This window comes from Paraburkholderia sp. BL25I1N1, from assembly GCF_003002025.1.
In the GTDB taxonomy this organism is placed as follows: Bacteria; Pseudomonadota; Gammaproteobacteria; order Burkholderiales; family Burkholderiaceae; genus Paraburkholderia.
The window spans coordinates 14735-28117 of record NZ_PVZB01000051.1; the positions used below are offsets into that span (position 1 = coordinate 14735).

Consider the following 13383-nt stretch of genomic DNA (forward strand, 5'->3'; position numbering starts at 1 on the left):
TGTGAAATTCCTCAGTCAATTGGGGTTTCGTGTTTGCTTTCCGTCTTATATTTCTCGACGGAATATAGCGGGCCACCAGGTGGCCGCGGATGTCCGAGCCAACGCGATTCCTCATCGACACGCAAGACCTGCTCGAAATGGTGGACAGCTTCCCAGAGAGGAGCAGCAGCTGATTCGGCAATGCTGAAGCCTCGCTCATCCCGAGTCAGGTCCTTCTCGACTATGAAATGGCTTTGCACCACGTGGCGCGCCGCCATTGACTGCAAAACCGGACGCAAGCCATAGTCGAGTGACAATACATGCGCCGCGCTGCCGCCAGTACCCAGGCACAACACCGCCTTCCCTGCAAGACCGAATTGCGGCAGCACGTCGAGAAACACTTTCAGCAATCCGGTGAACGATGCTTTGAAGATTGGCGTTGCGATGATGATGCCATCTGCCTGATCAATGGCTTGTACGATGTCGGCAAGCGCAACGTCAGACAAGTCACCCGTCAACAAGGTCTGAGGTGAAATATCACGCAATCGGTCATGGCGAACGCACAACGAAGGACTTGCGATATGGTCAAGCACATGATCCACCAGGAAAGCGGTTTTCGACGACGAGGACGGGCTGGCCGAGACGGCCACCACTGATCGAGTTTTCATGATATTTCCCTTTCTGATGGCCGGTCATCAACGACACTCGCCAAAGCTTGCCGGGGGTAAATGTCCGCAACGGTGATCACCAATTACCCGGCCTACATCCTTAGGCTAATGGCGAACAATTGGCGCCACAACGTAAACATTGTCTTTAGGCCGAGTTCAGCGAAACTGGACACGAGGTGATTGGTTCCGCACGAACTAAACCTGATTATCAGATCACCTCGTATTTTTCCAGGACATTATTTACATTGACTTCCACATTGTTGGACTCGACGCTTGCCTGGAATAGCATCGATAGAATCATGCGAAAAGCAATAGCGTAGCGATGAATCGACAGAAGAAACTCAAAGGACACAGAACATGCCGAGAAATCGCATCGCATTAGTTGGGACGGGTTCCATGGGCAGCGCGATCACGGAAGCGCTGGTAAAGCGAACATCGCACGACGTTTTCGTCCGCGGTTCGAAATTTGGATACGCCTCTGCCACCGCATTGTCGCAACGCCTGGGTGTTCGACAGGCGGCCGAAGCCGATATCGCCCAGAGCGACTTCGCGTTCGTGGCAATTCCGGCTTTGGCCATCGAGCAGGTCGCTGCGCTGCTGAAAGATTTCACCTGCGTAGTGATCTCGGTCACGGTAGACGAGAATGTGGGCTTTGATGGCAACAAGAGTTCCGCTCAGCAGCTCGGCGATGTACTATCAGGCGTCCGAGTGTTGGGGGCGTTCAGTTCCTTATATGACGTCGTCGTGAGGGATCCGGAACCGTCGGAAAGACAAGGATTTTCGTATTTTCGGACAGCGATGATGCCAAAACGGCTGTCCAGCCGCTTGTTGAGGAAATGGGATTCGAGTTCGTTAATGGCGGTGCCTTGCGGCTAGCACTTTACGGTGAAATCCTGAAGATGCTGGTGTCACAGCTCGGCGGAAAATCCGGCTACGGTAGAACCATCAGCTTCCGCGCATTTCAAACGATAGCCTAACAGTGCCGGCTCGGGCGGGGAATCGTTTGTCCGAGCTGGCACCGCCACTCTACTGATTACCATGCAATTGCAGGCGCGACACAACGTCGTGCGAACGACTGTCAATCGCCACGCATTCGACGAGTAACAATGATAAGGCGCTGAAAATGCAAATAGCGGCCGCTGAACGCGGGACTAAGGAGCCGCGCGGGTGGCGTGTCCAGGTAATACTCGGATCCCTGATGGCGTTGGCGTCCATATCCACCGACACTTATCTGCCAGCCATGCCCACAATGGCACATGAACTTGGTGCACCGCGCGGCGCAACTGAGTGGACCGTTTCCGGCTATCTCGTCGGGCTTAGCTTAGGGCTACTCTTCTGGGGACCGATAGGAGATCGTCATGGTCGACGGCGCCCGATCCTACTGGGTTTGGTGCTATTCGCAATTGGCTCCGCCGGATGTGCGCTGGCCGGCAGCATATGGAGTTTGATTGGCTGGCGACTTGTCCAGGCACTGGGCGCATCGGCGGGTGTCGGACTCAGTCGCGCAATGGTGCGCGATCTCTACAAGGGACACCGGGCAGCAGAGGTGATGTCGGCACTGATCACCGTTCTATCAATCGCCCCGTTGATTGGGCCAATCATCGGAGGTCAAATTCTTGCCGCGATAGGATGGCGTGCTATTTTCTGGGCGCTGGTAGGAATAGGTTTTGTCACGTTCGCCGCGTTTAGGACGTTGCCCGAGACGCTGCTGCCAAGTGAACGCGTTGCGGCCGGTATCGGCAAAGCAATTTATGGTTACTGCACGCTGTTACGGAACTGGCGCCTCCTGGCGTACCTTGGTGCGACTGGATTCTTCTATGTCGGGATATTCGCCTATATCGCAGGCGGCCCATTCGCATTGATTACTTATCACCATCTACCGCCGACCCTTTTTGGTTTCGTATTTGGTATTGGTATGGTTGGCGTCATGACATCCAGCACAATCAACATGCGTTTGGTAGGTCACCGAAGTAGCAAGCAATTGCTGAAAATCGGCGCCACTATGGCGTTGCTTTCGGGCTTGGGTGCCATTGCTGCGGCTATCACCGGATTCGGCGGCCTTTTGGGATTAGCGATGCCACTTACCTTCTACATCGCTGCAAACGGATTCGTCGTCGCCAATGCATTGACTGGTGCAATGAAACTTGCGCCCAGTAGCGCCGGTTCAGTTTCCGCCCTGGCTGGCGCCGTTCAATATGGTAGCGGCATGTTTGGTTCAACGCTGGTCGGTGCGCTAGCGGACGGAACACCGCGGCCTATGGCAGCCGTGATGGCCGTAGCCGCAGCGCTCTCTTTCCTATGTGTTTTTCTGATCAAAGACTAGCGGTGAATGGCTTACCGAATTCTCTTCAGGAGCGGGAATCAACGCACACCGTGGAGTTGTCCGGCGTTCAGTAGTTGGGTCAGACCAACGCCGATACACCGTTCGACTTTCCGAATCCAGATGAATGCGGTCTTCGTCCGCTCATGCCCGACACGGCGCAATGCGCGGACGCAACCGCGAGCCCAGATCGGAAGGTTGGCCCGCGATCCAAGCAGTTAAAGCGTTCCTTTTTCTCGCAGCTCTTCAATCATGGGAATAACATGGCGGCGCACCACCTTGCCGGCGTTATTTCTCGGAAGCGTGCCGAACAACACGACCAGAGCGGGTACCTTGTAGTGCGCCAGTTCGCTCGAGCAGTAGATCTTGAGCGCATTCAGATCCACTTGGGCGCCGACAGCCGGAACGATCGCGGCAGCCACGCTCTGGCCGAAGACTGCGTCAGGCAAGCCAACCACTGCCGCCTCAGCCACCCCCGCAAAACGCACCAGCACCGACTCTACCTCGGCCGGCGACACGTTTGCTCCACCACGGATGATCATGTCGGACGCACGACCGACGACGAAAACGTAGCCATCTTCGTCGATGCGAAGGTAGTCGCCAAGGCGGTACCAACCGTCATCGGTGAAAGCAGCCTCGGTCAGATCAGGCTCACCCCAATAGCCGTGCATCATCACCGGCGAACGAACCTGGGCCTCGCCCACCTCACCGGCGGCAGCTTCCGTGCCATCGGGTCTCAGCAAGCGTAACTGCACACCGTCCAGCAGCCTCCCTCCCGACCCGAGGCGCGGTATCGGATCGATGCTCGGATCGTAGGTTGCCACCGGAAAACATTCCGCGCTGGCATAACAATCGAGCACCGCGGCACCGGCCACGCGCTGCCATTCCTCGAAGGCTGGCTCGTTGCGCGGTTCGCCGCCCGCGATACAGCACCGCAAAAGCAATTCAGGCGCCACAGGCAGGGTCTTGATGTACTGCAGGAGCTTCACGTACATGGTGGTCACACCGAAGAAGAATGTAACCCGTTCTTCAACCAGGACGCGCAGTGCATCCGCATCCTTGAAGCGGCGCGCCAATGCCACCGTTGCGCCCACGCTCAGTGCCACCAGCGAGGTGGTCACCACGCCAGCCAACCAGGCAAGCGGCATGGGAACGAAGAAAACATCGTGCTCGGTCATATGCCAGATACTGGCGTAGATTTGCGGCCCAAGAGCCAAACTTCCGTGAGTGTGCGTGACCGGCTTTGGCCGGCCCGACGTACCCGAGGTATAGGAAATAATACCTGGATCGCCCAGCATCGCCATGGGTAGCGCCACATTGACTGGCTCCACGTCTTCAAGCAATTGATCAGGCCCAATAACCCGCACTTCAAAGTTCAGGCCCGTCTCGAGCAATGCACTCTGGACAGCAGCGAGGCGCTCCTGTTCGACCAGTATTAGCCGCGGCGTCGCATTACGAAAAGCGTATGTGAGCTCGGTCGCACCAAATGTCGGGAAAATCGTCGCTAGAACCCCGGCAGCTCGCCAGACCGCGAACATCACGATAAAGTATTCGATAGAATTCTCGGAAACGATGGCGACACGCTCGCCTCGCTTTACGCCCATCCAGACCAACTTGCATGCCAGCGACTGCGCTCGCTGATCCAACTCGCTGTAACTGATCCGCCGACCATCGGCGACGATCGCAGTCTTGTCGGGATGAAGCTGGGCAGCTTGACGAATACAGTCGCTAACTAGTGCTTTCATGCTCAATTTTTTCGTTGATGAAGCGTCGTGCACCACAACGCAAGGGAGACGTTCGGAATATATGCCGATGCAATGGTAAGACTGGACGTACTGATCTCCAAGGTGCCTCACGGTCACCGGCCGGTGGGCGACGGCCATCTGAGCCAAAAGGCGTTTTACATACGTGTCAAGACGCCGACCATCCGCCGTCCACCGCGACGACCTGCCCCGTGATGTAACTTGCCGCGTCGGAAGAGAAAAAAAGCGCAAGTGCGGCGATTTCGCCTACACTGCCGCGTCGTTGTGCCGGCACGAACTTTTTGAAGGCGTCGGGCGACGCCCCCACGGCACGGTCCATCGGTGGCGCGACGTCTCCAACGATGCGGGCTGAGTTGTCGCGCATCTCCGTCACCGTGAAACCCGGGCAGATGGCGTTGATCGTTACTCCCGATTCGGCATAGTGCGTGGCGGTATGGCGCGTCAGACCCGTCATGCCGAATTTGGATACGGTATACGGCAGCCCGTTAACCTGCACGCGCAAGGCGGCTACCGATGCAACGTTAACGATGCGTCCGCTTCGCTGGGGTACCATGACGGCCAGCGCCGCGCGAGTCGCAAAAAAGGCGCCGCGCAGATTGATATCAAGTACTAAATCCCACAATTCGTCGCTCGTCTCCAGGCATTTGGCCGCTCCGTCCGAGACACCGGCATTATTGACCAGCACGTCAAGGCGGCCCAAACGCTCATGCACACCGGAAATAAGCGCATTGATGGCGGAGGAAGAACGTACATCAACTTTAATGAATTCGGCTTTACCTCCGGCCTCGCGAATCGATGCCTCAGCCTTGGTGCCAAGATCTTCGAGAATACCGGCCAGTACTACGTGCGCCCCTGCTTGTGCCAGCCCTTTGGAAATTTCCAGGCCAATGCCACTTTCGCCACCGGTGACCACCGCGACTTTATCTTTCATGGAACACATTATGTAATCCTTATATAAAATTAAGAAGAAAATAAAATTGCGCCATCTGTGGACTGAACAGAAGCTGGTGGCATTACTACCTGTTCCTGTTTCAGGTACTCCAGGATGGCCAAAGCCGCGTCAACGGGCGACGGCTGCACCATCAGGCGACCGGCACCGGTTGCGGTGGCGGTAAGCGCGTTCAGGCGATCCGCCAGGCTACCGCCCGAGCTTACCGGGATGCGCTTCGGATTTTTGCGTGCGGGGACTTCCCGGCCAAGTATCTGTGTGTCGTGAAGCAGTTCCGCCGAATTCCGGATCAATACTTCAGGTTCGACGATTTCCACCCGTCCCGCGCGCGCGCGTGCATACGCGCTCTGGCGCGGCACTGGAGCCTTAGCCGCAACGGTAATCACACAGGGCAGAGCGGCTTGAAGCAGCCTGCGTTGCCCCCGCGCAAGAGCCTGCTCTGCACGAATATGCTGTCCGTCGGCGTCCTGGAAGTCGCCAAGCGCGACAGAGGCCGCGCCAGCCAGCAGCGTAGCGCCAAGGGCCTCAGCCAGGAGATAGGGCAACATGCCGCTACCCTCGCCCACCTCCGCCGCCATTCCAGCCAAGGTCAGGGCGGGCTTTTTCGCCAAAAGGTATTCGCACAGGGCAGGAAGCACGTCGGCGCCCCTTGGCTGACGAAGTACAGTCAGAGAGGCCAGCCCCAAGCCTAAATAGTCACGTAATGCCGGCTCGTCCGGATCGCCCGCATAGACCGCGTGCACGCGTACCGCATCACCGAGCCGCAACGCTAGTTCGACGGCACGGGCGTCGACGCTGGCCATCTGGCTACGGAGCGAAAGAGGATGCTGACCAAGCGACAGTAACAACATTAGATCAATCTGCATGGCAGCTTTCCTCATTGTCCGCAACACGCGATACCCCTTCCATCAACCGTGTCAGCGCGGGCATGACAACTTGAGCATCGGCAATAATGGACAGGTCGGCACGTTTGACCATATCGGCATGCAAATCCGTATTGACAGCGATAACGCGCTCACAACGGGCAATACCCGCCAAGTGCTGCGGTGCCCCGGAGATGCCGAAGGCCAGATAGCAGCGTGGCTCGACGAGGCTGCCAGAGGCACCCACTTGCCGGGCACGCGGCAGGTGGCCGGCGTCACACACCGCTCGGCTGCCACCAGGCGTGCCACCGAGGGCGTGGCAGAGCGCATGGAAGGCCGGCCAGTCGGTGACGCCGTTGCCCGCGCTGACGATGAGGTCGGCCTCGGTTAACGGCAGGCGCTGTGGATCGGCCGCAACCACACCGCAGTCGACGATCGATCCTTGTTGCGTCGCCAATGCCAACGCTGGCAACTGCCGCGCTTCGTGGCGTGACCCGCGGAATGGCTCGGCAGCTTCCGCCACAATGAACATCAACTGCGGCGGTGCCCGCAGCAGATCTTTCGATCCGCCCTGAATCCGGCTGGCCGCTTCCCGAGCCGTCAGACGCACCACGCGCGCCGCTGGCCGCAATCTGAGTGCGGCTGCAACGCGGCGACCGACGTCGCCTCCCGCGGTAGCGATGTCCGGCCACAGCACATGGCGCGGCTGAAAGGCTTGTATCGTAGCCAGCACGGCCGCTGTACGCAGTTCAGGTATGTACTCTTGCGATGGCGACTCGAACAACTGCACTCGATCGACACCGGATTCAGCTAGTTCGTCAGAGCAGACTCCGTGCACCAACGCAATGACGGCGCCTTTTCCCGGGCCGCCATCGAGGCCCGCGTCTGCCAGCAATCGGGCCGCGCCCAGCACGTCGCGGTCGTGAGAGGACAGCCGACCGCCTTCAAGATCCGGCACGACGAGCACCCACCAGGAAGGCTTATCGATGACTTCCACGGGCACCACAGCCGCACCTATGGTTTGACTAGGTGCCACTGGCGCCGCAGCTCGCCTGCCGACTCGCGGGTTGCGGCGAATGCGGCCGTTTGGCCCCATCCATTCAGCAAGTCCCGTATCGGACGAGGCGACCGCTGGATCTCGCTCGCGACGGGGATGGCGACGCACGCGTTCACGAGACGCCAAGATGCCCTCGATGCGGCGCAGGCGAATGCGCGAGACCACACTCATAATGCCGCCACCAGCAATTCGGCGAGATCGGCCACGACCGGACGCGGACCAGCCACACTTTCAAGCATAAAAGCACAATTTGGACAAGCCACTGCCACGGTCGACGCACCGGTTAAGCGCACCTGCGTCATGCGCAGATCAGGCATGCGGCGCGGACCATTGATGTCGGTCAACGGTGCACCACCTCCGCCACCGCAGCAGGTCGAACGGCGACCCGATCGCTCCATCTCGATGCGTTGCATACCAATTGCATCGAGAATGGCACGCGGTGCTTCTGTTTCACCGTTATAGCGGCCCAGATAGCAAGGATCATGAAACGTAATCTTTTGCTCTTCAGGCGGGACCCTGGGTTGCAGCCGACCCTCGGCCAGCAGCCGGGCCAGCACGGCCGAATGATGCTGCACCTCGTAGTAGCCGCCCAAAGCCGGATACTCGTTGCGCAGGCTATGCAATACATGCGGATCCGCGGTCACGATACGATTGAAGCGACGGGTCGACAGAAGTGCAATATTGCGCCGTGCGATGCTCTGGAATAACGCTTCGTCCCCTAACCGGCGCGCGGTGTCGCCGCAATCGATTTCTTCTTTGCCCAGCACCGCAAAATTGACACCTGCGATACGCAGCAGTTGTACTAGAGCACGCAGGGTACGTTGGTGACGCTGGTCGAACGCGCCTTCGCCCAGCCACAGCAACACGTCTGTCTCAGTGTTTTCATGAAGCAAGGGCAAACGCAGATCGGCGGCCCAGTCAACACGCGCGACCGCCGCGCGACCGCCGAGATTATCGGTTGCGTTCAGTTCTGCTAGGACAACCGGTGCCTGACCCGGAGTTGCACCCAGCATTAGCGTCTGATGGCGCCGCAAATCCACCACAGCATCGACATGCTCGATCATCATGGGGCATTCTTCGACGCAGGCACGGCAAGTGGTGCAGGCCCACAGCGTTTGCCCGTCTATCACTGCGCGCCCATCGTCATCGAGCTGGATGGATACCGTATCCTGCCGCGATTCATGTGCAGGCGGGTGTGAGGAACCGCGGTACGGAAAGGTCGGACCGCCCGGCATGCTGGCCACAAAGTCCTGTATCAACGCTTTGGGATTAAGCGGCAAACCGGCCGCATAGGCTGGGCAAACGGATTCGCAACGCCCACATTGAACGCACGCATCGAAACCGAGCAACCGGTTCCACGCAAAATCGCTTGCCCGAGTGCTGCCCAGAGTCTGCGCCGAAAGGTCGAGAGGTTTAAGATCGGCCACAGGCCGTGCCGCGCCGAAGCGCTCTCTCCGCGGGTGTGCCGCCAAGTGCAGCGCACCTGCCAGAACATGCTTTAGTGGGCCGCTGCCGATTTCCCGAGTCAGAAGGACCAATGCCGCTCCCGTGGCCCATGCGCCAAGCGTCGCAACGACCGGATGCCAAAACTGGCCGAGAGCCAGTGTGGCCACCGCAAGGATAAAGAACAGCAGTATCAGCGGCAAGCGCTGAAATACGCCGCCGGACAAGCGCGCCGGCCGAACCGGGTAACGGCGCCGCACGACCAGCACCGTACCGCCGAGCATGATGCTCAGGGTCACGAGCAGTAGCGCGCCAGCCCAAACGCCCTGCAATCCAAACGCCATTGCCACCAGCAAAGCCATGGTTGACAGCAAGCCGCCCGCCGTCAATGCATGCATGGGACCCGCGGTACGCTCACGCGCCACCACGTTGTGCACGTCATGCAGATAGACGCGCGGCAGACCCAGCAAACCTCCTACCCAGTCAATACGTGCCTCCCCGCCCACCATCCACCGCCTCACCAGGCGTACACCAGAGAGCAGCAAAATGAACAGAGCCAGTACCAGACCTACCAATATGCCGTTCATTACGTCATGCTCTCCGCATTACAGGTCATGACCAATGCGCAGCGAATCGTAGATTGCGGCATGAATGTTGCGAGAAGCCACGGCATCACCGACTCGATAGAGGCGGAAACGCCCGGAAGGGTTATGGATGACGTCGATGACACGATCCTCTTCCGCCAGCACATTGAGATCGACCTCGCCGAAGTTAACGGAACCCTCGCGCAGCGCAAAATATAGTTCGTCAACCGGCAATGTGCCATGCTCGGCCACTACCTGATCGATGACCCGTTCCTCTTCTTGCCCGCTGTACTCATTGCGTAACACCGCCACAAGTTGCGTGGCCTCGGCGTAGACCTCAATGAGCCGCCGATCAGGCGTAAAAATTCCGGCATGCTTGTAAATTTCCCGCAGGTGTACCGGGAAATTCGTAATCCCCACCTCCGCGGCCGGCATGCGATCCGGAGTAACAAGCTCAATCAGCGAACCACGTTTGGCCATGAATTCACCGACCGACAGACCTTGGTGTTGCCCGTTGTCGTCCCACAGCAGCACGTTGTGCGCGGGTTCGACTCTGCCGGTCAAAATATCCCAGCTGCTAACCGCGAGTTCGTGGCCCTTGAATCGCCCCTTGTTCGGGATTCCACCGGTTGCGACGATTACTACCTGCGGGTCGAGCGCGAGTACCGCTTCGGCATCGGCGCGGGTGTTGAGCCGGACGTCCACGCCGAGCCGCCGCACCTCGCTATCGAGCCAGCGCACGATACCCGAAAGCGGCTCACGCCAAGGGCCGCGTGCGGCGATGTTAATTTGCCCGCCGGTCCGGTCCGCAGCTTCGAACAGTGTCACGGTATGACCACGTTCACCGGCTGCGCGCGCGGCTTCCAGTCCGCCCGGACCGGCACCCACTACCACCACCCGTTTGCGTTCGGACGAGCGAACGATGATGTGCGGCAGGGTACGCTCGCGTCCGGTGGCGGCGTTATGCAGGCAAGCTGCATCCCCCCCGTAAACGCGATCGATGCAGTAAGACGCATTCACACAGTCACGAATCTGTTCCGGCCGGCCCTCTACCAGCTTCTTCATGATGTGGGGATCGGCAATGTGTGCTCGCGTCATGCCGACCATATCCACATGCCCTTCCTCGATGGCCCGATTGGCGGTCGCTAGATCCGTTATGCGCGAAGCATGAAAAACCTTGATGTCCACTTCACGCTTGATTGCGCTGGCAAGACCCAGGTAAGGAGCGGGAGGATAGGACATATTGGGTACATAATGCGAATGCGAATTGAAATCCTGCACATTGCTTGTGACCACGTTGATAAAGTCCAGCATGCCCGTGCCTGCGTAGCGCGAAGCAATTGCAAGTTGCTCGCTCTGGTCATTGCCATCCGGGAGTAATTCGTCGGCGCTCATCCGACAGCCGATAACAAAGTCGTCACCTACCAGTTCGCGTGCCTTCTCCAACACCTCCAACCCAAAGCGCATGCGGTTCTCCAGCGTTCCGCCATAGCCGTCGGTCCGCCGATTCACGGCGCGAGACCAGAACTGGTCAACCAGATGGTGGGCCGAGAAAAGCAGTTCGCAGCCATCCAGCCCGGCATCGCGACAACGTCGTACGGCCTGTGCATAGTCGTTGATCGCACGCTTGATGTCCCAGTCCTCGGCCTCCTTGGGAAACGACCGGTGATCCGGCTCGCGTGTCGATGATGATGAGATCGGCGGCAACCAAGGGGCTTGATCCCATTTCATTTTGCGGCCCAGGTGCGTGAGCTGAATCATCACGGCCGCGCCATGCTCGCGAATGCCATTGGCGAAGTCGCGCAACGGCTCGACACAGGAATCGTCCTTGGCGACGAGCGTGCTCCAGTAAGCAGCCCACGCATCGGGCGCCACCGAGGTCGCACCGCCGAATATGGTCAGCCCGATGCCCCCTTTGGCCTTTTCCTGGTGATAGCGCAGATAGCGTTCAGTCGGCACACCGTTGGCGGCATACATTGGCGCGTGGCCAGTGCTGAAAACTCGATTACGGATCGTGACGCCTTTAATCTTCAGCGGTTGAAACAAGGCCGGATACTGATTCATGGCGATTTGCAGCCAAATTTAAAGTTAGAGGATGCGATATGCGTGGTCGGAAATCAGTCCTGCCGATTCCAAGAAGTCGCCGCGTAACAACCGCCCAAACTGAACAAAAGATGAGTACGATGCCATTGTCGACGAAGCCGGGCGCCTTTCCCAAACACGTGCCATGGTGTATTTCGCCTGCCGTTACTCAGGCCAGCGGGCCACGCTCGAGATAGTTGGACGCTTCGCCCATGTCGAACAAGTTGAGCAATGCTCGCGGCGCACGTCCCTCAATCAACGGTCGCTTGTACGACGTGAAGCCGAGCAACTCCTTCAACTGCGGCGACATCGTCTTTGCCCGTTCACGCGACGTTTCAAGTTGATGCGCGGCCATCGGGCGCAGCCAGCCCGCAGCGAACTGAATTGCCAGACCACGGCGCGACGCGGTAGAGCGGTTCGCACCGCCACCGTGAAGCACCTTCCCCGTCGTGAACAATGCGCTACCCGCCGTCATTTCGGCCGGGATAGAGGCGGGTTGTTCGTCGAATCTCGCCCAGTCGCTTCCCCACTTGTGGCTCCCCGGAATGCAGCGCGTGGCACCATTTTCATCGGTGAAATCGTCCAGCGCGATGATGGCGTTGCAGGTGATGTTGGGCATGTCCTTGCCCCAAAGGAATTCCGGGTAATCGCCTTCGTCCGCATGGATGGGCTGGGGTTTCTCGCCCGGCCAGATCTCGATATAGGTCGAGGTCGACAACTGTATATCCCCGTGATCACCGCCGGACAACAGACCTTTCGCCCAGGCCAGGATCAAAGGGTGCGTGATCACTTCTCCCGCCGTGACGCTGCGCGCAGCGAGTCCGGTGATGCGGCGGGTTTTCTGGCCCAGCGTTACCAGCGCAGCGGCGTCGGCATAACCCGATCCGGCGGCACGCGCGTCGGTATAGGGCTTGAGCTCTGCCAAAAACCGGCCAAGCATCTCGCGCGAAAACAGGTTCTTGATAATGACCGCGCCATCGCGCTCGGTGACTTCAAGGGCTTGCTCTGGCGAAACGTCAGCCGACAAGGTAGTGACAGGTTTCAATGTCTGCATGGTTGCAATCACTCTTATCAATGATGTCACCACTATCGACACAAACAATCCCGCGCTCAACGTAAATAGTGTCCGGGTTCGAATCTATCAATCGCAGGGTGCTAACCTTGACGTGTTATTTTTGACACGGCAAGACCAGCCGTTCAGCATTTTCATGCCTGCCTCGACGTAGCGTATACCGTACCGAACTTGGTGGCGATTAAAACATGACCGCGCTTGCCCTTGATCGTTTTGGCGATGAGGTCCTCGTCGATACACGGTCCGTACATATCGGCGGTATCGAGGAAATTGATGCCTAACTCCAGGGCACGATGAATGGTGGATGGATTCCGCATCATCACGATTTGCGTAGAACTCACTCATGCCCGTACAGCCGAGACCGACGGCGGAAACGGCTGGGCCGTTAGCGCCGAGCTGACGCATTTCCATAAAAGTATTTTCTATCAAAAGGTCGATTCTTCATCATTTACTCCGACGATACGGATTTGACGCAGAGACACACACGTCGGGAACGATGCGTTCCGACCTCGGGAATACGTATGGGCAGCCAATTACCATCGGATTATCCAGTCAGCCGCCGTTGTCATTCGAAGCGGCTTTTATTTGGAGTCCGTAGCTCGT

General features: G+C 58.5%; 10 protein-coding genes and 1 pseudogene. 2 read left to right on the plus strand and 9 right to left on the minus strand.

The window, feature by feature from the left end; translation table 11 throughout:
- Nucleotides 1-11: 11 nt before the first annotated feature.
- Nucleotides 12-647, minus strand: coding sequence for an NADPH-dependent FMN reductase (gene ssuE / locus B0G73_RS39050; RefSeq protein ID WP_106286362.1), 636 nt, complete (start codon nucleotides 645-647; stop codon nucleotides 12-14).
- A gap of 357 nt (nucleotides 648-1004) precedes the next feature.
- Between ssuE and B0G73_RS39055 the strand changes: the two genes are divergently transcribed.
- Nucleotides 1005-1523: an NAD(P)-binding domain-containing protein gene (locus B0G73_RS39055; protein ID WP_106286363.1), complete on the plus strand. Its 519-nt coding sequence runs from the start codon at nucleotides 1005-1007 to the stop codon at nucleotides 1521-1523.
- Nucleotides 1524-1770: 247 nt separating this feature from the next.
- Entirely contained in the window at nucleotides 1771-2970 is a 1200-nt protein-coding gene (locus B0G73_RS39060; protein WP_106286364.1) for a multidrug effflux MFS transporter, read from the plus strand.
- Between the two features lie 215 nt (nucleotides 2971-3185).
- Here the strand turns inward: B0G73_RS39060 and B0G73_RS39065 are convergent, their stop codons facing one another.
- From B0G73_RS39065 to B0G73_RS39100, 8 genes and pseudogenes are all read right to left on the minus strand, one after another.
- Complete coding sequence (locus tag B0G73_RS39065) at nucleotides 3186-4712, minus strand: class I adenylate-forming enzyme family protein (protein ID WP_181196771.1); 1527 nt, start codon at nucleotides 4710-4712, stop codon at nucleotides 3186-3188.
- Between the two features lie 166 nt (nucleotides 4713-4878).
- Nucleotides 4879-5661 carry an SDR family NAD(P)-dependent oxidoreductase gene (locus B0G73_RS39070; protein ID WP_258194172.1) on the minus strand — a complete coding sequence of 261 codons (783 nt, stop codon included), beginning with the start codon at nucleotides 5659-5661 and terminating at the stop codon, nucleotides 4879-4881.
- A 29-nt stretch (nucleotides 5662-5690) separates the two neighbouring features.
- Nucleotides 5691-6545, minus strand: a complete 855-nt coding sequence (locus B0G73_RS39075) for an electron transfer flavoprotein subunit beta (protein WP_106286367.1) — start codon at nucleotides 6543-6545, stop codon at nucleotides 5691-5693.
- Nucleotides 6535-7539: an electron transfer flavoprotein subunit alpha/FixB family protein gene (locus tag B0G73_RS39080; protein WP_219907341.1), complete on the minus strand. Its 1005-nt coding sequence runs from the start codon at nucleotides 7537-7539 to the stop codon at nucleotides 6535-6537. Before B0G73_RS39080 ends, B0G73_RS39075 begins: the two co-directional genes overlap by 11 nt.
- A gap of 227 nt (nucleotides 7540-7766) precedes the next feature.
- Nucleotides 7767-9629: a DUF3483 domain-containing protein gene (locus B0G73_RS39085; protein WP_106286369.1), complete on the minus strand. Its 1863-nt coding sequence runs from the start codon at nucleotides 9627-9629 to the stop codon at nucleotides 7767-7769.
- Between the two features lie 18 nt (nucleotides 9630-9647).
- Complete coding sequence (locus tag B0G73_RS39090) at nucleotides 9648-11690, minus strand: NAD(P)-binding protein (RefSeq protein ID WP_106286370.1); 2043 nt, start codon at nucleotides 11688-11690, stop codon at nucleotides 9648-9650.
- A gap of 187 nt (nucleotides 11691-11877) precedes the next feature.
- Nucleotides 11878-12762 carry a phytanoyl-CoA dioxygenase family protein gene (locus tag B0G73_RS39095; protein WP_106286371.1) on the minus strand — a complete coding sequence of 295 codons (885 nt, stop codon included), beginning with the start codon at nucleotides 12760-12762 and terminating at the stop codon, nucleotides 11878-11880.
- 182 nt (nucleotides 12763-12944) lie between these two features.
- Nucleotides 12945-13191: pseudogene (locus tag B0G73_RS39100) on the minus strand (aldo/keto reductase); the annotation flags it as partial.
- Nucleotides 13192-13383 lie beyond the last annotated feature (192 nt).

Bases quoted from the DNA above. Each gene is read 5' to 3' on its own strand.
- B0G73_RS39070 (WP_258194172.1), bottom strand. From the start codon at position 5,661: ATGAAAGATAAAGTCGCGGTGGTCACCGGTGGCGAAAGTGGCATTGGC.
- ssuE (WP_106286362.1), bottom strand. From the start codon at position 647: ATGAAAACTCGATCAGTGGTGGCCGTCTCGGCCAGCCCGTCCTCGTCG.
- B0G73_RS39055 (WP_106286363.1), top strand. From the start codon at position 1,005: ATGCCGAGAAATCGCATCGCATTAGTTGGGACGGGTTCCATGGGCAGC.
- B0G73_RS39085 (WP_106286369.1), bottom strand. From the start codon at position 9,629: ATGAACGGCATATTGGTAGGTCTGGTACTGGCTCTGTTCATTTTGCTG.
- B0G73_RS39075 (WP_106286367.1), bottom strand. From the start codon at position 6,545: ATGCAGATTGATCTAATGTTGTTACTGTCGCTTGGTCAGCATCCTCTT.
- B0G73_RS39060 (WP_106286364.1), top strand. From the start codon at position 1,771: ATGCAAATAGCGGCCGCTGAACGCGGGACTAAGGAGCCGCGCGGGTGG.
- B0G73_RS39090 (WP_106286370.1), bottom strand. From the start codon at position 11,690: ATGAATCAGTATCCGGCCTTGTTTCAACCGCTGAAGATTAAAGGCGTC.
- B0G73_RS39065 (WP_181196771.1), bottom strand. From the start codon at position 4,712: ATGAAAGCACTAGTTAGCGACTGTATTCGTCAAGCTGCCCAGCTTCAT.
- B0G73_RS39095 (WP_106286371.1), bottom strand. From the start codon at position 12,762: ATGCAGACATTGAAACCTGTCACTACCTTGTCGGCTGACGTTTCGCCA.